This window comes from Burkholderia sp. Bp8984, from assembly GCF_003853755.1.
Lineage (GTDB): Bacteria > Pseudomonadota > Gammaproteobacteria > Burkholderiales > Burkholderiaceae > Burkholderia.
Genome location: NZ_QTQN01000008.1, coordinates 190,226 through 209,795, shown reverse-complemented (window position 1 = coordinate 209,795; position 19,570 = coordinate 190,226). Strand labels below are relative to the sequence as shown.

Annotated in this window: 17 protein-coding genes; 14 read left to right on the top strand and 3 right to left on the bottom strand. The window is 66.8% G+C overall.

The features are described from left to right. The first annotated feature begins 106 nt into the window (after nt 1-106). The 12 genes from nudB to DID98_RS11435 all read left to right on the top strand — a co-directional run bounded on the left by nudB (nt 107) and on the right by DID98_RS11435 (nt 14,895). Nucleotides 107-601: a dihydroneopterin triphosphate diphosphatase gene (gene nudB, locus DID98_RS11495; protein WP_044846843.1), complete on the top strand. Its 495-nt coding sequence runs from the start codon at nt 107-109 to the stop codon at nt 599-601. Beyond that, the gene (clsB, locus tag DID98_RS11490; RefSeq protein WP_044846831.1) at nt 598-1,872 is read left to right on the top strand and encodes a cardiolipin synthase ClsB; all 1,275 of its coding nucleotides are present in this window, start codon (nt 598-600) and stop codon (nt 1,870-1,872) included. Before nudB ends, clsB begins: the two co-directional genes overlap by 4 nt. 199 nt (nt 1,873-2,071) lie before the next feature. After that, nucleotides 2,072-2,671, top strand: coding sequence for a TetR/AcrR family transcriptional regulator (locus tag DID98_RS11485; protein WP_006751498.1), 600 nt, complete (start codon nt 2,072-2,074; stop codon nt 2,669-2,671). Between the two features lie 57 nt (nt 2,672-2,728). Next, nucleotides 2,729-4,516, top strand: coding sequence for an acyl-CoA dehydrogenase C-terminal domain-containing protein (locus tag DID98_RS11480; RefSeq protein ID WP_044846830.1), 1,788 nt, complete (start codon nt 2,729-2,731; stop codon nt 4,514-4,516). Between the two features lie 113 nt (nt 4,517-4,629). Next, a complete protein-coding gene (locus DID98_RS11475) occupies nt 4,630-7,065 on the top strand; it encodes a 3-hydroxyacyl-CoA dehydrogenase/enoyl-CoA hydratase family protein (protein ID WP_124570711.1) in 2,436 nt (811 codons plus the stop codon). A gap of 25 nt (nt 7,066-7,090) precedes the next feature. Then, nucleotides 7,091-8,290 (top strand): acetyl-CoA C-acyltransferase, encoded by a 1,200-nt coding sequence (locus tag DID98_RS11470; protein WP_044846828.1) that lies wholly within the window; start codon nt 7,091-7,093, stop codon nt 8,288-8,290. A gap of 90 nt (nt 8,291-8,380) precedes the next feature. Further along, nucleotides 8,381-9,148 carry an enoyl-CoA hydratase gene (locus DID98_RS11465; protein ID WP_044846827.1) on the top strand — a complete coding sequence of 256 codons (768 nt, stop codon included), beginning with the start codon at nt 8,381-8,383 and terminating at the stop codon, nt 9,146-9,148. A gap of 625 nt (nt 9,149-9,773) precedes the next feature. Then, a complete protein-coding gene (gene cyoA, locus DID98_RS11455; protein ID WP_124570710.1) occupies nt 9,774-10,664 on the top strand; it encodes a ubiquinol oxidase subunit II in 891 nt (296 codons plus the stop codon). 3 nt (nt 10,665-10,667) lie between these two features. After that, entirely contained in the window at nt 10,668-12,680 is a 2,013-nt protein-coding gene (gene cyoB / locus DID98_RS11450; protein ID WP_124488610.1) for a cytochrome o ubiquinol oxidase subunit I, read from the top strand. Then, entirely contained in the window at nt 12,680-13,291 is a 612-nt protein-coding gene (gene cyoC, locus DID98_RS11445) for a cytochrome o ubiquinol oxidase subunit III (protein ID WP_124570709.1), read from the top strand. The genes cyoB and cyoC overlap by 1 nt, the downstream gene beginning before the upstream one ends. Continuing rightward, the gene (gene cyoD / locus DID98_RS11440; protein WP_124488612.1) at nt 13,292-13,624 is read left to right on the top strand and encodes a cytochrome o ubiquinol oxidase subunit IV; all 333 of its coding nucleotides are present in this window, start codon (nt 13,292-13,294) and stop codon (nt 13,622-13,624) included. It begins immediately after the preceding gene. A gap of 95 nt (nt 13,625-13,719) precedes the next feature. After that, entirely contained in the window at nt 13,720-14,895 is a 1,176-nt protein-coding gene (locus tag DID98_RS11435; protein WP_124570719.1) for a fatty acid desaturase, read from the top strand. On the opposite strand, the gene fdhD is transcribed toward DID98_RS11435, so the two are convergent. Beyond that, nucleotides 14,880-15,710 carry a formate dehydrogenase accessory sulfurtransferase FdhD gene (gene fdhD, locus DID98_RS11430; RefSeq protein ID WP_124488613.1) on the bottom strand — a complete coding sequence of 277 codons (831 nt, stop codon included), beginning with the start codon at nt 15,708-15,710 and terminating at the stop codon, nt 14,880-14,882. The two genes, DID98_RS11435 and fdhD, sit on opposite strands and share 16 nt — an antisense overlap. A gap of 114 nt (nt 15,711-15,824) precedes the next feature. Between fdhD and DID98_RS11425 the strand changes: the two genes are divergently transcribed. After that, entirely contained in the window at nt 15,825-16,307 is a 483-nt protein-coding gene (locus DID98_RS11425) for a nitrate reductase associated protein (RefSeq protein WP_044846821.1), read from the top strand. A gap of 40 nt (nt 16,308-16,347) precedes the next feature. Here DID98_RS11425 and DID98_RS11420 read toward each other — a convergent pair whose 3' ends face one another. After that, nucleotides 16,348-16,743: an acyl-CoA thioesterase gene (locus DID98_RS11420; RefSeq protein WP_027789162.1), complete on the bottom strand. Its 396-nt coding sequence runs from the start codon at nt 16,741-16,743 to the stop codon at nt 16,348-16,350. A 175-nt stretch (nt 16,744-16,918) separates the two neighbouring features. Here DID98_RS11420 and DID98_RS11410 point away from each other — a divergent pair, with 175 nt between their 5' ends. Further along, the gene (locus DID98_RS11410; protein WP_044846820.1) at nt 16,919-18,790 is read left to right on the top strand and encodes an ABC transporter ATP-binding protein/permease; all 1,872 of its coding nucleotides are present in this window, start codon (nt 16,919-16,921) and stop codon (nt 18,788-18,790) included. A 48-nt stretch (nt 18,791-18,838) separates the two neighbouring features. Here the strand turns inward: DID98_RS11410 and murU are convergent, their stop codons facing one another. Further along, entirely contained in the window at nt 18,839-19,561 is a 723-nt protein-coding gene (murU, locus tag DID98_RS11405) for an N-acetylmuramate alpha-1-phosphate uridylyltransferase MurU (protein WP_124488615.1), read from the bottom strand. Nucleotides 19,562-19,570: the final 9 nt, after the last annotated feature.

The window sequence follows — 19,570 nt, the reverse complement described above, 5'->3', positions numbered from 1 at the left end:
AGAAGGCGCCTGGTGCGCCTTTTTCGCTTTTTGCGGTACAGTCGCAGCACTTGCCGCACGTTCGGGCACAGGCCGGACGCACGGCCCTGTGCCGCATGAAACCAAGATGACGAAGCCGCCGAAAATCCCCGAATCCGTTCTCGTCGTGATCTACACGCCCGAACTCGACGTGCTGGTGATCAAGCGTGCCGACCAGCCCGATTTCTGGCAATCGGTGACCGGCTCGAAGGACGCGCCCGACGAGCCGCTCGCGCTCACGGCCGCACGCGAAGTCGCCGAGGAAACCGGCATCGCGGTCGGGTCGCACGACGTGCCGGCCACCGCGCTGGTCGATTGGCACCACCGGATCGAATACGCGATCTATCCGCAATACCTGCATCGCTATGCGCCGGGCGTCACGCGCAACGTCGAGCACTGGTTCGGCCTGTGCGTGCCGCATCGCGTCGACGTGACGCTGTCGCCGCGCGAGCACGTCGACTACGCGTGGCTGCCGTTCCGCGAAGCGGCCGCGCGCTGCTTCTCGCCGTCGAATGCCGAGGCGATCCTGCAATTGCCCGTGCGCGTGTCGCTCGCGCGGGCACCGCACGGCTCGTCCGCATGAATGCGGAAACCCGCAAGCGCTTCGCGCAATTGCGGCAGATGTTCCTGCAGGAGCGCGGCTCCGCGTCGCGGCTCGCGTTCACGGCCGGCAACACGGTACGGCTCTGCGAGACCGGCAACGAATTCTTCCTCGCGCTGATCGAACGGATCGATGCGGCGCGCGAGCAGGTGATGCTCGAAACCTACATCTTCTGCGACGATGCGGCCGGCCGGCCGGTGTCGGATGCGCTGATCCGCGCGGCGCAGCGCGGCGTGCGCGTGCGCGTGATCACCGACGGCATCGGCACCGCGCGCCTGCCGCTGTTCGACACGTGGGCCGAGGCCGGCGTCGAGCATTGCATCTACAACCGCTACCTGTTCGGCCGCTTCGGCTTCTCGCGCACGCACCGCAAGCTCGCGGTGATCGATCATGCGGTCGCGTTCTGCGGCGGCATCAACATCGTCGACGACTTCACGCAGGGCAGCGCAACGCTGCCGTTTCCGCGCTGGGATTTCGCGGTCGAGATGGCGGGGCCGGCGGTGTCGGACGTGCGCGCCGCGTTCGAGCTGCAGTGGCACCGGATCCAGTTCGGCCACAAGCCGTACGCGCAGTACGCGGCGGGGCTGCACGGCGGCGAGGCGTTTCCGGACATGTTCCGGCGCTGGATGCGCAGCCACCGCTGGATCAAGGCCGGTGCGCTGCGGGTCGTGACCGAGCCGAGCGTCGCGTTCGTCGCGCGCGACAACGTCGTGAACCGCCGCGCGATCGAGAAGGCGTATCTCGCCGCGATTGGCCAGGCGCGCCAGCGGATCCTGCTCGCGAATCCGTACTTCATGCCGGGCCGCAAGCTGCGCCGCGCGCTGACCGGCGCGGCACGTCGCGGCGTCGACGTGCGGATCCTGATCGGCCGCAAGGAATTCGCGGCGCTCGATACGGCCGTGCCGTTCCTGTATCACGCGCTGCTGCGCGCGGGCGTGCGCGTGGCGGAATACGACAAGACGATGCTGCACGGCAAGGTGGCCGTGATCGACGACAACTGGGCGACCGTCGGCTCGTCGAACCTGGACGCGCTGAGCCTGATGCTGAACAATGAGGCGAACGTCGTGCTGGTGCGCTACGATGCGGTCACGAACCAGCTGCGCGACGCGATCGCGGCCGCCTTCTCCGAAGGCCGCGAAATCGATGCCGCCCGGTACGCCGCACGGCCGCGCATCGAGCGTATGCTGAACTGGCTCGCATACAACACGTACCGCCTCGTGATGAAGGCGCTGACGGTCGGCGGTTACGACTGACACGGATTCAGCATCCGCTTCATCAATCTGTCCGCACGTTCGTGCGGAAAAGCCGCTCCGGTCCTCCGGAATCGCGCAAAATAGCGGCTCGGTTAGACACCGGTTTCTAATAATTTCCTTGTTTTCGCGAGCGGCCGCACTCAATAATAGTACGGCCGTTCGATTTTATTCGAACCCCCGAACGGTTACAGAAATAGCTATGCGAAAAGGCGAACAGACGCGTGCCGCGATACTCGAAGCTGCTTTGGACCTCGCCAGCCGTGACGGGCTGGAGGGGCTGACGATCGGCCTGCTGGCCGAGCGCATGCAGATGAGCAAGAGCGGTGTGTTCGCGCACTTCGGATCGCGCGAGGACCTGCAGGTCGAGGTCGTCCGCGAGTATCACCATCGTTTCGAGAACGAGGTGTTCTTTCCGAGCCTGCGCGAGCCGCGAGGCTTGCCGCGCCTTCGGGCGATGCTGGCCCGCTGGACGGAGAAGCGCATCCAGGAGGTGACGACCGGATGCATCTACATCAGCGGTGCGGTCGAGTACGACGACCGGCCTGACAGCCCGGTACGCGAGCAGTTGATCGCGAGCGTGACGGCCTGGCGTGCCGCGATGCTGCGTGCCATTTCGCAGGCGAAGGAAGAAGGCCATCTGCGTGCGGATACCGATCCGGACCTGATGCTCTTCGAGCTGTACAGCTTCACGCTCGGCCTGCATCACGACGCACGATTCCTGCATTCGCCGGATGCCGTGCGCCTCACATGGGCCGCGCTGGAAAAGACGATCGTTTCGTATCAGAGCGAGAGCCGTTAGCGGCGCGTGATCCGCCCGCCAGGAGCTCGAGCCGTTTGCCCACCTTTGGAGAGAGTCATGGGACAGTACGCCGCGCCGCTGCGCGACATGCAATTCGTGTTGCACGAGCTTCTGAATGTCGAGGCCGAGGTCAAGCAAATGCCGCGGCATGCGGACCTCGACGCCGACACGATCAACCAGGTCCTCGAGGAGGCGGGCAAGTTCTGCTCCGAGGTACTGTTCCCGCTGAACCAGGTCGGCGACCGCGAAGGCTGCACGTATGAAGGCGACGGCGTCGTGAAGACCCCGACCGGCTTCAAGGAAGCGTATCGGCAGTACGTCGAGGCCGGCTGGCCGGCGCTCGGCTGCGATCCGGACTACGGCGGCCAGGGCCTGCCCGCGTTCGTGAACAACGCGCTCTACGAAATGCTGAACTCGGCGAACCAGGCATGGACGATGTATCCGGGCCTGTCGCACGGCGCGTACGAATGCCTGCACGCGCACGGCGCGCCGGAACTCCAGAAACAGTATCTGCCGAAGCTCGTGTCGGGCGAATGGACGGGCACGATGTGCCTGACCGAGCCGCACTGCGGCACCGACCTCGGCATCCTGCGCACCAAGGCCGAACCGAACGGCGACGGCTCGTACTCGATCAGCGGCACGAAGATCTTCATCTCGAGCGGCGAGCACGACATGTCGAAGAACATCGTCCACCTCGTGCTCGCGCGCCTGCCGGACGCGCCGCAAGGCACGAAGGGGATCTCGCTGTTCATCGTGCCGAAGTTCATTCCGGACGCCGCGGGCGAGCCGGGCGAGCGCAACGGCATCAAGTGCGGCTCGATCGAACACAAGATGGGCATCCACGGCAACTCGACGTGCGTGATGAACCTCGACAACGCGAAGGGCTGGATGGTCGGCGAGCCGAACAAGGGCTTGAACGCGATGTTCGTGATGATGAACGCCGCGCGTCTGGGCGTCGGCATGCAGGGCCTGGGCCTCACGGAAGTCGCGTACCAGAACTCGCTGACGTACGCGAAGGAACGCCTGCAGATGCGCTCGCTGACGGGCCCGAAGGCACCGGACAAGCCGGCCGATCCGATCATCGTGCACCCGGACGTGCGCCGCATGCTGCTCACGCAGAAGGCCTACGCGGAAGGCGCGCGCGCGTTCACGTACTGGTCCGCGCTGCAGATCGACAAGGAGCTGTCGCACGGTGACGAAGCGGTGCGCAAGGAAGCGGCCGACCTCGTCGCGCTGCTCACGCCGATCATCAAGGCGTTCCTGACCGACAACGCGTTCGAGTCGACCAACCACGCGATGCAGATCTACGGCGGCCACGGCTTCATCTCCGAGTGGGGCATGGAGCAGTACGTGCGCGACGCGCGGATCAACATGATCTACGAAGGCACGAACTCGATCCAGTCGCTCGACCTGCTGGGCCGCAAGGTGCTCGGCGACATGGGCGCGAAGCTGAAGAAGTTCGGCAAGCTCGTCACCGAATTCGCGGAAGCCGAAGGCGTGAAGCCGGAGATGGCCGAGTTCATCAACCCGCTCGCCGACATTGGCGACAAGGTGCAGAAGCTGACGATGGAAATCGGCATGAAGGCGATGCAGAACCCGGACGAAGTCGGCGCCGCCGCCGTGCCGTACCTGCGCACCGTCGGCCACCTGGTGTTCTCGTACTTCTGGGCGCGCATGGCGCGTCTCGCGCTCGACAAGGAAGCGTCGGGCGACCCGTTCTACAAGTCGAAGCTCGCGACGGCCCGCTTCTATTTCGCGCGTCTGCTGCCCGAAACGGCCGCGACGATCCGCGCCGCGCGCGCCGGTTCGAAGACGCTGATGGAAGTCGACGAATCGCTGTTCTGACGCGAGTCCGGGCGGTGCGCGCCGCGCACCGCCCGAACGCAACGGTTCCTGGTACTCACTTCGCCGTGCAGCCCTCACAACCCCCGCTGCACGACACTATCCGGAGACATCCCGTGAGCAATTTCCTGATTCGCAAGGTCGCCGTGCTGGGCGCCGGCGTGATGGGCGCGCAGATCGCCGCGCACCTCGTCAACGCGCGCGTGCCGGTGCTGCTGTTCGACCTGCCGGCCAAGGAAGGCCCGAAGAACGCGATCGCGCTGAAGGCGATCGAGAACCTGAAGAAGCTGTCGCCCGCGCCGTTCGGCGTGAAGGACGACGCGAAATACCTCGAAGCCGCGAACTACGAGGACGACATCGCGAAGCTCGCCGAGTGCGACGTCGTGATCGAAGCGATCGCCGAGCGGATGGACTGGAAGCACGACCTGTACAAGAAGGTCGCGCCGCACATCGCACCGAACGCGATCTTCGCGACCAACACGTCGGGCCTGTCGATCACCAAGCTGTCCGAAGGATTCTCGGACGAGCTGAAGTCGCGCTTCTGCGGCGTGCACTTCTTCAACCCGCCGCGCTACATGCACCTCGTCGAGCTGATCCCGACCGCGCACACGCGCCCGGAGATCCTCGACCAGCTCGAAACCTTCCTGACGAGCATCGTCGGCAAGGGCGTCGTGCGCGCGAAGGACACGCCGAACTTCATCGCGAACCGCGTCGGCATCTTCTCGATCCTCGCGGTGATCACCGAGGCCGCGAAGTTCGGCCTGCGTTTCGACGAGGTCGACGACCTGACGGGCAGCCGCCTCGGCCGCGCGAAGTCGGCGACGTTCCGCACCGCGGACGTGGTCGGCCTCGACACGATGGCGCACGTGATCAAGACGATGCAGGACAACCTCGCCGACGATCCGTTCTTCCCGGTCTACCAGACGCCCGCCGTGCTCGCCGAACTGGTGAAGCAGGGCGCGCTCGGCCAGAAGACGGGCGGCGGTTTCTACAAGAAGGAAGGCAAGGCGATCAAGGTGCTCGACGCGAAGACGGGCACCTACGTGGATTCGGGCGCGAAGGCGGACGAGACCGTCGGCCGCATCCTGAAGCGCCCGCCGGCGGAACGCCTGAAGCTGCTGCGCGAGACGGACCATCCGCATGCGCAGTTCCTGTGGTCGATCTTCCGCGACGTGTTCCACTACATCGGCGTGCATCTCGAGTCGATCGCCGACAACGCGCGCGACGTCGACCTCGCGATCCGCTGGGGCTTCGGCTGGAACGAAGGCCCGTTCGAAGGCTGGCAGGCCGCCGGCTGGAAGCAGGTCGCCGAGTGGGTGCAGGAAGACATCGCGGCCGGCAAGGCGCTCGCGAACGTGCCGCTGCCGTCGTGGGTGCTCGAAGGCGCGGTTGCAGAGAAGGGCGGCGTGCACACGGCCGAAGGCTCGTGGGCGCCGGCGTCGAAGCGCTTCGTGCCGCGCTCGGACCTGGCCGTCTACGGCAAGCAGGTGTTCCGCGCGCCGCTCGTCGGCGAAGCCGGCGCCGATCCGAAGACGTACGGCAAGACGCTGTTCGAAACCGACGCGGTGCGCGCATGGGTCGATGATCGCGCAGGCGAGGACGACGTCGTGATCGTGTCGTTCAAGTCGAAGATGAACACGATCGGGCCGAGCGTGATCGACGGCCTCGTGCAGGCGATCGAACTCGCGGAGAAGGATTACAAGGGCGTGGTGATCTGGCAGCCGACGTCGCTGAAGCTCGGCACGCCGGGCGGCCCGTTCTCGGCCGGCGCGAACCTCGAAGAGGCGATGCCCGCGTTCATGATGGGCGGCGCGAAGGGTATCGAGCCGTTCGTGAAGAAGTTCCAGGAAGGCATGCTGCGCGTGAAGTACGCGAACGTGCCGGTCGTCGCGGCCGTATCGGGCATCGCGCTCGGCGGCGGCTGCGAGCTGATGCTGCACAGCGCGAAGCGCGTCGTGCACGTCGAGAGCTACATCGGTCTCGTCGAAGTGGGCGTCGGCCTCGTGCCCGCGGGCGGCGGCCTGAAGGAAGCGGCGCTGCGCGCGGCGGAGGCGGCCACGGCCGCGAACGCGACTACCGACATCCTGAAGTTCGTCACGAAGTCGTTCGAGAACGCGGCGATGGCGAAGGTGTCGTCGTCGGCGCACGATGCGCGTGCGATGGGCTACCTGAAGCCGTCCGACACGATCGTCTTCAACGTGTTCGAACTGCTCGACGCCGCGAAGAAGGAAGCGCGTGCGCTGGCCGCCGTCGGCTACCGCGCACCGCTGCGCGCGAAGGACGTGCCGGTCGCAGGCCGCTCGGCGATCGCGACGATCAAGGCATCGCTCGTCAACATGCGTGACGGCCGCTTCATCAGCGACCACGACTACCTGATCGCGAGCCGCATCGCCGAAGCCGTGTGCGGCGGCGACGTCGAAGCCGGCAGCCTCGTCGACGAAGAGTGGCTGCTCGCGCTCGAGCGCCGCGCGTTCGTCGAGCTGCTCGGCACGCAGAAGACGCAGGAACGGATCATGGGCATGTTGCAGACCGGCAAGCCGGTGCGTAACTGAGCGAGCAGACGACAAGGAGTCTGAAATGAGCAAACAACTGCAAGACGCATACATCGTCGCCGCCAGCCGCACCCCGATCGGCAAGGCCCCGCGCGGTGTCTTCAAGAACACGCGCCCCGACGAGCTGCTGGTTCACGCGATCAAGTCGGCAGTCGCGCAGGTGCCCGGCCTCGACACGAAAGTGATCGAGGACGCGATCATCGGCTGCGCGATCCCGGAAGCCGAGCAGGGCCTGAACGTCGCCCGCATGGGCGCGCTGCTCGCCGGCCTGCCGCAGACGGTCGGCGGCGTGACGGTCAACCGCTTCTGCGCGTCGGGCATCACGGCGCTGGCGATGGCGGCGGACCGCATCCGCGTCGGCGAATCGGACGCGATCTTCGCGGGCGGCTGCGAATCGATGAGCATGGTGCCGATGATGGGCAACAAGCCGTCGATGTCGCCGCATATCTTCGATCGCAGCGAGGATTTCGGCATTGCGTACGGGATGGGCCTGACCGCCGAGCGCGTCGCCGAGCAGTGGAAGGTGAGCCGCGAAGACCAGGACGCATTCTCGGTCGAATCGCACCGCAAGGCGCTCGCCGCGCAGCAGGCCGGCGAGTTCGGCGACGAAATCGCCGCGTACACGATCACCGAGCGTTTCCCGAACCTCGCGACCGGTGAAATCGACGTGAAGACGCGCGAGATCAAGCTGGACGAAGGTCCGCGCGCGGATACGACGCTCGAAGGCCTCGCGAAGCTGCGCACGGTGTTCGCGAACAAGGGCTCGGTCACGGCCGGCAACAGCTCGCAGACGTCGGACGGCGCGGGCGCGCTGCTCGTCGTGTCGGAGAAGGTGCTGAAGGAATTCAACCTGACGCCGCTCGCGCGCTTCGTGAGCTTCGCGGTGCGCGGCGTGCCGCCGGAAATCATGGGCATCGGGCCGAAGGAAGCGATTCCGGCCGCGCTGAAGGCCGCCGGCCTGAAGCAGGACGATCTCGACTGGATCGAGCTGAACGAGGCATTCGCCGCGCAGTCGCTGGCGGTGATCCGCGATCTCGGCCTCGACCCGTCGAAGGTCAACCCGGTCGGCGGCGCGATCGCGCTCGGCCATCCGCTCGGCGCGACCGGCGCGATCCGCGCGGCGACCGTCGTGCACGGCCTGCGCCGCCGCAACCTGAAGTACGGGATGGTCACGATGTGCGTCGGCACCGGCATGGGTGCGGCGGGCATCATCGAACGCCTGTAAGCGGAGCGGGACAGTAGCGATCACGGTGCGCGAGCCACGAGCTTGCGCACCGTTTTTCATTCCGGAAGAGGAAAGTCAAAGGAGACGGTTGTGGCCGAAATTCAAGTGGAACGCGCCGACGGCGTGCTGACGATCACGATCGCGCGCCCGGCGAAGAAGAACGCGCTGACGGCGGCGATGTACCAGACGATGGCCGATGCGCTCGCCGACGCGCAGGAAGACAAGGCGATCCGCGTGATCCTGCTGCGCGGCAGCGACGGCAACTTCAGCGCGGGGAACGATCTCGAGGATTTCCTGAAGACGCCGCCGAAGGACGAGAACGCGTCGGTATTCCAGTTCCTCGCGCGGATCAGCGGCGCGACCAAGCCGATCGTGGCCGCGGTGCCGGGCGTCGCGGTCGGCGTCGGCGTGACGATGCTGCTGCACTGCGATCTCGTCTACGCGGCCGACACCGCGACGTTCTCGCTGCCGTTCGCGCAGCTCGGGCTGTGCCCGGAAGCCGCATCGAGCGTGCTGCTGCCGCGGCTGGCCGGCCATCAGGTCGCCGCTGAAAAGCTGCTGCTCGGAGAAGCGTTCGACGCGCTGGAAGCGCATCGCATCGGCATCGTCAATCGCGTGCTGCCGGCCGCCGAACTCGACGCATTCGCTGCGAAGCAGGCCGCGAAGCTCGCGGCACTGCCGGCGTCGTCGCTGCGCGTGACGAAGGCGCTGCTGAAGGAGACGGGCGGGGTGGCCGTGGCCGCGCGGATGAGCGAGGAAGCCGGCCATTTCTCCGCGATGCTGCGTGCGCCGGAAGCGCGCGAGGCGATGACGGCGTTCTTCGAGAAGCGCAAGCCGGATTTCCGTCAGTTCGACTGATACGGGGCGCAGACGCTTCGCTGCGCCGGACGCCTTGGCCGTCTGGCGCGACAACGCTTGCGTCTGTGCGCCGCTCGTCGCTCGTCGCGTGGCGTGCGTTTGGTCCTCGTGGCCGACGCATCAATCGGCGGGTCGGCTCGATTCTGAATCGCCATGCATTCGCGTGGTGTTCCTCGTTCCCCGCATCCGCTGCAGTTCCGCCGCCGAGACAGCCTCGCAATTCGCGCCGGCGCCCCTCATGTTGCGGCGCAGCGCCGTCATGCTTTCCGTCCCGTTAGTGCCTGCTATCCGCGACGCTTGAGGGAAGGCCCTGTGACCGTTTTGCCGCAGGCCATCGCCAGCCCTCAGCCCCAGCCTCAGCCTCAGCCTCAGCCTCAGCCCAGCCCAGCCCAGCCCAGCCCAGCCCAGCCCAGCCCAGCCCAGCCCAGCCTAGCCTAGCCTAGCCTAGCCCCAGCGCCCACCCCTCCGGGCAGTTCCGACTCACCTCGGCAAACCTTGTCCCCCGTCAAGTTGCACTGCGGCAATTTTCCGTACAGTTCGCGCACAGGTCGCCGCGGCCGGATGCGTCGCGCGATGGCGGCGTGCGGCCAGCGGTTCTTCTCAACGACAATCAGGCGAACGAACAATGATCGGACGAATCACCGGCGGGGCGCGTGCGGCACCCGTCATCGGGCTGCTGGCTGGACTCGCCGGATGCAGCGACCTTCACGTGCTCGATCCGAAGGGCGCGGTGGGCGTCGCGGAAAAATCGCTGATCGCGACCGCGACGTGGGCGATGCTGATCGTCGTCATTCCGGTGATCCTGCTCACGCTGTGGTTCGCATGGCGCTACCGCGCATCGAACCGCAACGCCGCCTACGCGCCGAACTGGTCGCATTCGACCGCGATCGAGGTCGTGATCTGGACGGTGCCGACGCTGATCATCCTGTTCCTCGGCGTGCTCACGTGGCGGACGACGCACGAGCTCGACCCGTACAAGCCGATCGAATCGTCGGTCAAGCCGATCAATGTCGAGGTCGTCGCGCTCGACTGGAAGTGGCTGTTCATCTATCCGGAACTCGGCATCGCGTCGGTGAACCAGCTCGCGATTCCGGTCGGCACGCCGGTGAATTTCCGCATCACGTCCGACTCGGTGATGAACTCGTTCTTCATCCCGCAGCTTGGCAGCCAGGTCTATGCGATGGCCGGCATGCAGACGCGCCTGCACCTGATCGCCGACGAGGCGGGCGACTACGCAGGCGTGTCCGCCAACTACAGCGGCCGCGGCTTCTCCGACATGAAGTTCCGCACGCTCGCCGAGCCGCGCGAGCAGTTCGATGCGTGGGTGCGGAAGGTGAAGGCGTCGTCCGACCGGCTCGACATGACCGCGTACGCCACGGTCGCGCAGCCGGGCGAGAAGGCGCCCGTGCGCTATTTCTCGTCGGTCGACCCGAAGCTGTTCCACAACATCATCGCGAAATACAACAACGGCCACGTCCTCGACCCGAAGGACGCCGCCTGCACGACGAAGGGGTAACGCATGTTCGGAAAACTGACTCTTTCGGCGATCCCGTTCGATCAGCCCATCATCATGGGGGCGAGCGCCTTCATGGGGCTCGTCGTGCTGGGCATCGTCGCCGCGCTGACGGTCGCGGGCCGGTGGAAATGGCTGTGGAGCGAATGGCTGACGTCCGTCGATCACAAGAAGATCGGCGTGATGTACCTGGTCGTCGCGGTGCTGATGCTGCTGCGCGGCTTCGCGGACGCCGTGATGATGCGCCTGCAGCTCGCGCTCGCGTACAACGGCCCCGGCTACCTGCCGCCGCATCACTACGACCAGGTCTTCACCGCGCACGGCGTGATCATGATCTTCTTCATGGCGATGGCGCTGCTGGTCGCGTTCTTCAACCTGATCGTGCCGCTGCAGATCGGCGCGCGCGACGTCGCGTTCCCGTTCCTGAACTCGCTCTCCTTCTGGATGACGGCGGTCGCCGCGATCCTGATGAACGTTTCGCTCGTGATCGGCGAATTCGCGCAGACGGGCTGGCTCGCGTATCCGCCGCTGTCGGAGCTGCAGTTCAGCCCGGGCGTCGGGGTCGACTACTACCTGTGGGCGCTGCAGATCTCGGGCGTCGGGACGCTGATCACGTCGATCAACTTCTTCGTGACGATCATCAAGATGCGCGCGCCGGGCATGACGCTGATGAAGATGCCGGTGTTCACGTGGACCGCGCTCTGCTCGAACGTGCTGATCATGGCGACGTTCCCGATCCTGACCGTCGCGCTCGCGCTGCTCGGCCTCGATCGCTACCTCGACATGCATTTCTTCACCAACGAAGCCGGCGGCAACGCGATGCTGTACCTGAACCTGATCTGGGCGTGGGGGCATCCGGAGGTATACATCCTCGTGCTGCCCGCGTTCGGCATCTATTCGGAAGTCATTGCGACGTTCGCGAAGAAGCCGCTGTTCGGCTACCGGACGATGGTCTATGCATCCTGCGTGATCATGGTGCTCGCGTTCCTCGTGTGGCTGCATCACTTCTTCACGATGGGCTCGGGGGCCGACGTCAACGCGTTTTTCGGGATCATGACGATGGTCATCGCGATCCCGACCGGCGTGAAGATCTTCAACTGGCTGTTCACGATGTATCGCGGCCGCATCGAATTCACGGCGCCGGTGCTGTGGACGATCGGTTTCATGGTCACGTTCACGCTCGGCGGGATGACCGGCGTGATGATGGCGATTCCGGGCGCGGATTTCGTGCTGCACAACAGCCTGTTCCTGATCGCGCACTTCCACAACGCGATCATCGGCGGCGTCGTGTTCGGCTACTTCGCGGGCGTTCACTACTGGTTCCCGAAGGTGTTCGGCTTCCGGCTCGACGAGAAGTTCGGCAAGCGCGCGTTCTGGTGCTGGTTCCTCGGCTTCTACGCGTCGTTCGTGCCGCTGTACGTGCTCGGCTTCATGGGCATGACGCGCCGCCTGAACCACTACGACAACCCGGCATGGCATCCGTGGCTGGTCGCCGCCGCGTTCGGCGTCGCGCTGATCGCGATCGGCGTACTGTGCCAGGTCGCATCGGTGTGGGTCGGCTGGCGCAATCGCAACCAGCCGCAGTATCGCGACGCGACGGGCGACCCGTGGAACGGCCGCACGCTCGAATGGGCGACGTCGTCGCCGCCTGCCGTCTACAACTTCGCGGTGCTCCCGAACGTGCACGAACTCGACGAACTCGCGTATCGCAAGGCGAAGGGCCTCGGGCTCGGCCTCGGCAAGAACGTCAGGTACGAAGACATCCACATGCCGTCGAACACGAGCGCGGGCTTCTTCGTCGGCATCTTCAGCCTGCTGCTCGGCTTCGCGCTCGTCTGGCACATCTGGTGGCTCGCGATCGCCGCGCTCGTCGGCATCGTCGCGACGGTGGTGCTGTACAGCGCACAGGACAACGACGGCTATTACATTCCGGCGGATACCGTCCGCAAGATCGAGGAACAACGCGCGGGCGTGCGGATCGGCACGCCGGCGCCGGAAGTCGAACTGGAGACGAACTGATGTCGTATCAATCTCTCGCGGGCGCCGCCCGTCATCCGGCCGCGCACCACCATCCGCCGTCGCATTCGGTGTTCGGCTTCTGGCTGTACCTGATGACCGACTGCGTGATCTTCGCGTCGCTGTTCGCGACGTTCGCGGTGCTCGGCAACCAGTTCGCCGGCGGTCCGACCGCGAAGGACCTGTTCGACATTCCGGGTGTCGCGCTCGAGACGGCGGCGCTGCTGCTGTCGAGCATCACGTACGGGTTCGCGATGCTCGGCGCGCAGCGCCGCCGGCGCGGCGCGGTGTTCGTGTGGCTCGCGGTGACGTTCGTGCTGGGCGCCGCGTTCCTCGCGATGGAACTGCGCGAGTTCTCGCACCTGATCGCCCAGGGTGCGGGCCCGCAGCGCAGCGCATTCCTGTCGGCGTTCTTCGCGCTCGTCGGCACGCACGGGCTGCACGTGGCGGTCGGCCTCTTGTGGATGGTCGTGCTCGTCGTGCAGATCGCCCGCGGCCCCGGCATGACGGAGCGCGACGTCCGGCGCCTCACCTGCCTGAGCCTCTTCTGGCACTTCCTCGACATCGTCTGGATCTGCGTGTTCTCCTTCGTCTATCTCGCGAGCGTGATCTAAATGGCCCATTCGGAACTCATCCACCACGATGACGCGCACGGCACGGCCGGCGGCTACCTCGTCGGTTTCGTGCTGTCGGTGCTGCTGACGGCCGCGTCGTTCGGCCTCGTGATGGGCGGCATGCTGGCGCCGAAGGCGGCGATCATCGCGCTCGCGGGGCTCGCATTCGTGCAGATCGTCGTGCATCTCGTCTGCTTCCTGCACATGAACGCGTCGTCCAGCCAGCGCTGGAACGTGATGGCGTTCAGCTATACGGTGCTGACCGCGCTGATCCTGATCGTCGGGACGCTGTGGGTGATGCACAACGTCAGCATGAACATGATGTCGCGATAACCGGCCCGGGGCGCGGTTCGTCCCGTCCCGCTGCGCCGTGCGTGCCGCACGGCTCCTTTTCTTTCGGGCGTGCGAATCGCATGCCTTTCTGCATCATGGTCAACAACGATTCCCAGACACCGGTTCGCGCCGACGAGCCGATCCCGCACCGCAAGGTCATCCGCGCATGGCTCGTGCCGTTCGCCACGCGCGAGATCGTGCGCCCGATCCTGCTGCTCGTGCTCGACTACCTGTTGCTGTTCGCGGCGTTCGCCGGCGCGCTGCTGATTCCGTCGACGCTCGGCAAGATCGCCTGCGGAATGGCCGCCGGGTTCATCACCGGGCGACTGTTCATCATCGGGCACGATGCGTGCCATCAGAGCCTGACGCCCGACCGCCGGCTGAACCGCTGGCTCGGCCGCATCGCCTTCCTGCCGTCGCTGACGCCTTACAGCCTGTGGGAAGTCGGGCACAACGTCGTGCATCACGGCTATACGAACCTGAAGGGCTTCGATTTCGTGTGGGCGCCGCATACGCCGGCGGAATTCGCCGCGCTGTCGCCGGCGCGGCGGTGGCTGGATCGCATCTACCGGAGCGGATGGGCGCCGGGCCTCTACTATCTCGTCGAGATCTGGTGGCTGCGGATGTATTTCCCGACCCGGGGCTATATCGGTGCGTCGCGGCCGGTATTCCGGCGCGACTGCCTGCTGGTGACGGGCTTCGCGGCCGTGTGGATCGCCGCCGTCGTCGGGGTGGCGATCGAGACGCAGCAATCCGTCGCGCTGCTGCTCGCGACCGGCGTGCTCGTGCCGTTCCTGTTCTGGTGCTCGATGATCGGCTTCGTCGTGTATGTCCACCATACCGACCCGCGCATCGCATGGCACGCGAACCGCGCCGAATGGTCCAATGCTGCACCGTTCGTGTCGACCACGCTGCACCTGACGTTTCCGTTCGGTATCGGCGGCCTGCTGCACCACATCATGGAGCACACGGCGCATCACGTCGACATGAGCGTGCCGCTGTACCGGCTCAAGCCGGCGCAGGCGAAGCTGGAGGACATGCTGCCCGGGCGGATCGTCGTGCAGCGCTTCGGCTGGCGCTGGTACTTCGACACGGCCCGCCGCTGCAAGCTCTATGACACCGACCGCAAGCTCTGGACCGACTATCGCGGAAACGTGACGAGCGAGGCGGCGCCCGAGGTGCGCGCGCCGGCCGCGGCGGGCGCGCGGCAGGGGGCGGTTCCCGAAGCCGCGGGCAACGCGCCCGCTGCGACCGCTCAGGCGGTGCCGTAATCGACGTGGCCGGTTTCGCGGCAGAAGCTGACGAGCCGCAGGCCGGCCGCCTTTGCGATCTCGATCGCGAGCGACGACGGCGCGGAGATCGTCGCGACCATCGGAATGCCGACCCGCGCCGACTTGCGCACGAGCTCGTAGCTCGCGCGGCTCGACAGGAACACGAAGCCGTCGGTCGCGTCGGCGCGCGCCAGCACGAGCGCGCCGATCAGCTTGTCGAGCGCGTTGTGGCGGCCGACGTCCTCGAACGCCATTCGGATCGCGCCTGTTGCGTCGCACCACGCGGCCGCATGCAGGCCGCCGGTGAGCTGCGTGAGCGCCTGGTGCGCCGGCAGCCCGTGGGCCGCGCGCGCGAGCGCGTCGGGCGCGAGGCGCGTGAGAAAACCGGTGTCGGGTACGCGTTCGGGCGCGAGGTCGAGCAGGTCGATGCTTTCGATGCCGCACACGCCGCAGCCGGTACGCCCCGCGAGCGCGCGGCGCCGGTCCTTCAGCGCGGCGAACGCCTGCTGGACGACTTCCAGATGCACCTCCGCGTGCGGCAGCGGCGCGTCGGCGTGCAGGATCACGTCGATGTCCTTGATGTCGCTGCCGCGCTCGACGATCCCTTCCGAGATCGCGAAGCCGACCGCGAACGCCTCGAGGTCGCGCGGCGTGCACATCATCACCGCGTGCGAGATGCCGTTGAAGACCAGCGCGACCGGCCATTCCTGGCCGACGTAGTCGTGCGCGGTTTCGACAGCGCCGCCGCGCGTGCGGCGCACGGACAGCTCGATCGCGCCGCGCGGCTCTTCTGTTTCGGTCGGATTCACGAGCACTCCCGTTGATTCGAGGCAGGGGCGGCGGCGATCGGGTCCGCCGCTCGCGCGCAGAGGTTCTAAAATACCTCAGGCAGGCCGGCCGCGCCGGCATCCGCCACTCAGGTAACGACCATGGGACTCAGCGACGCTCCGCTGCTATTCAATTTCGAACACGATTCGTCGGAAAACCTCACTTACATCCCGATGATCGTGCGTTTCAATCTCGACCGTTTCGGTCTGCGGATTTCGCTGGAGCAGTGGCAACTGCTGCCGCTCGAGGACCGCAAGCTGCTCGCGCGCTTTCCGGCCGACGACGACACCGCGATCGAGCCCAATTTCGATCACGCGCTGTTCGAAATGCTGCGCACGCATGCCGACCTCGAACCGTCGTGGTTTCAGCCGGACGAGCAGCCGAGCTGGCGCGCGACCGACTCGGTGCCGGACGCGCTCGTGCAGCAGAGCGCGCTGGCCGGGCTGCCGGCGCCCGCGCTCGCGCAGTGGCAGCGGCTCGCGCCGTTCCAGCGCTACGTGCTGGTGAAGCTGTCGCGCAAGCCGAAGCTCAATCACGACTTCGTGCCCGCGATGCGGGAGTTCGGGCTGACGGCCACGCACTGACGGGCCGCATGCGGCGCCGCCGCGCGGCGCGCATGCGTCGTTACAGCGGCGGCAGCTGACGCGGCTTGCGGTCGGGGCCGGTCGCGACGTAGGTGAGCGTCGCTTCGGTGACCTTCACGATTTCGCCCATCAGGCGCATGCGCTGCGCGTACACCTCGACGTCGACCGTGATCGACGTGTTGCCGGTGCGCATGATGGTCGCGTAGAAGCTCAGCAGGTCGCCGACGAACACCGGCTGCTTGAATACGAACGAATTGACCGCGACCGTCGCGACGCGGCCGTTCGCGCGCTGGCTCGCGGGGATCGAGCCGGCGATGTCGACCTGCGACATGATCCAGCCGCCGAACACGTCGCCGTGGACGTTCGCGTCGTGCGGTTGCGGGACGACGCGCAGCGCGGGCTGCTTTTGCGGGAGTTCGAGGGTCGAATCGGTCATGGCGGGGGCTTTCATCCTGTAATAAATGCGCCGCCGCGCGCAGGCCGGCCGGCGAGGGCGCCGGCAGCGGCGCGTAGCGGCTTCTGCGACAATACAACGTTCGCAAATTGTACGAGAAAGCGGGCGAGTCGGCCGCCGTGGCACGCGTCCGGCACCGCCGCCGATCCTGATCCCCATGCGCCGATATTCCGCTTCCGGCGAGCCCGCGCCGGCTCCGACCGGGCCCCGCAACGACTGGCAGACCATCCGGTCGCTGCTGCCGTACCTCGCTACCTACAAATGGCGCGTCGCGCTCGCGCTCGGCTGCCTGATCGGCGCGAAGGTCGCGAACCTCGGCGTGCCGGTCGTGATGAAGCGCATCGTCGATCACCTGTCCGCCGTGCAGCAGCTCACCGCGCTCGGCCGCGCGGAGCAGTCGGCCGGCATCGTGCTCGCCGGCGGCGTCGGTTTGCTGGTCATCGCCTATGCGCTCGTGCGGCTGTCGACGTCGCTGTTCACCGAGCTGCGCGAGATCCTGTTCTCGAAGGTCACCGAGAGCGCGGTGCGCCAGCTCGCGCTGCAGGTGTTCCGGCATCTGCACGGGCTGTCGCTGCGCTTCCATCTCGAACGCCAGACGGGCGGCATGTCGCGCGACATCGAGCGCGGCACGCGCGGCATCCAGCAACTGATTTCCTATTCGCTGTACAGCATCCTGCCGACGCTCGTCGAGGTCGGGCTCGTGCTCGGCTTCTTCGTGGTCAAGTACGAGGCGTATTACGCGTACGTGACGTTCGCGGCGCTGGTCACGTACATCGTGTTCACCGTGAAGGTCACCAACTGGCGCACGCACTTTCGCCGCACGATGAACGAGCTCGATTCGCGCGCGAACTCGCGGGCGATCGATTCGCTGATCAACTACGAGACGGTGAAGTACTTCGGCAACGAGGAGTGGGAGGCGCAGCGCTACGACGAGAACCTGAAGCGTTACCGCAAGGCCGCGATCCGTTCGCAGAACTCGTTGTCGGTGCTGAACTTCGGCCAGCAGGCGATCATCGGCACCGGGCTCGTGTTCATCCTGTGGCGCGCGACGCAGGGCGTGCTGGCCGGCAAGCTGACGCTCGGCGATCTCGTGCTGATCAACACGTTCATGCTGCAGCTCTACATTCCGCTGAATTTTCTCGGCGTCGTGTATCGCGAGCTGAAGCAGAGCCTCACCGACATGGACCGGATGTTCGGGTTGCTGTCGGCCGCGAAGGAAGTCGCGGATGCGCCCGACGCGAGGCCGCTTGCGGTGGCCGGCGCGCAGGTGCGCTTCGAGCACGTGAACTTCTCGTACGAAGCGTCGCGGCAGATCCTGCACGACGTGACGTTTACGATCGACGCGGGCACGACGACCGCGGTGGTCGGCCACAGCGGGTCCGGCAAGTCGACGCTGTCGCGGCTGCTGTTCCGCTTCTACGATCTCGACCGGCAGGCGGGCGGCGCGATCCGGATCGACGGCCAGGACATTCGCGACGTCACGCAGGACTCGCTGCGCGCGTCGATCGGGATCGTGCCGCAGGACACCGTGCTGTTCAACGACTCGATCTACTACAACATCGCGTACGGCCGGCCGACCGCGAGCCGCGACGAAGTGATCGCGGCCGCGCGCGCCGCGCACATCCACGACTTCATCGAGACCTTGCCGAAGGGCTATGACACGCCGGTCGGCGAGCGCGGGCTGAAACTGTCGGGCGGTGAGAAGCAACGCGTCGCGATCGCGCGCACGCTGCTGAAGGATCCGCCGGTGCTGCTGTTCGACGAGGCGACGTCGGCGCTCGATTCGCGCTCGGAGCGCGCGATCCAGCACGAGCTCGACCAGATCGCGCGGCATCGCACGACGCTCGTGATCGCGCACCGGCTGTCGACGGTCGTGCACGCGCAGCAGATTCTCGTGATGGACCACGGGCGGATCGTCGAGCGCGGCACGCACGACGAACTCGTGCGCGCGGACGGGCTGTATGCGCAGATGTGGGCGCTGCAGCAGCAGCGCGCGGCGGCGGGCGGGGAAGCAGCCGAGGCCGCGTGAGCGTGGCTGCCGCGCCGGGTGGCCCGGGCGCGGTCAGCCGCGAAACGATCAGCCCGCGGCGGCGCGCAGCCGCGCGTCGAGTTCGCCGAGCTGGGCGGGCGTGCCGACGTTCTCCCAGATTCCTTCATACAATTCGCCGCTCGCGCGGCCGGCCTCGATGGTCGCCTTGAAGTAGGGCGTGAGCGGCCGGTGCGTGCCGGGCACGATGTCGCGGAACATCCGCGTGTCGTACACGCCGATGCTGCCGAACGTGACGCGCGGCGCGCCGGCGAGCGCCAGCCGGCCGTCGTCGCGGAGCACGAAATCGCCGTCCGGATGGAACGGCGGGTTCGGCACCATCACGAGATGCATCGCGGGCGCATCGAGCGCGGCCATCTGCGCGGCGCGCGGCGCGAGCGTCCGGTAGTCGAACGCGCAGTACACGTCGCCCGCGACCGCCGCGAACACCGTCGGCCGGCCGTCGCGCTCGATGAGCGGCAGCGCCTGCGCGATCCCGCCGGCGGTTTCCAGCGCGTCGCCTTCGGCCGAGTACGCGAGCCGCACGCCCCAGCGCGAACCGTCGCCGAGCGTTGCCTCGAGCTGTTCGCCGAGCCACGCGTGGTTGATCACGATCGTCTCGATGCCCGCACGCGCGAGCGCCTCGATCTGCCAGACGATCAGCGGCTTGCCGCCGGCTTCGAGCAGCGGTTTCGGGCGGGTATCGGTCAGCGGGCGCATCCGGTCGCCGCGGCCGGCGGCGAAGATCATCGCCGTGGTCAGGGTAGTGCTCATGTTCGGCTG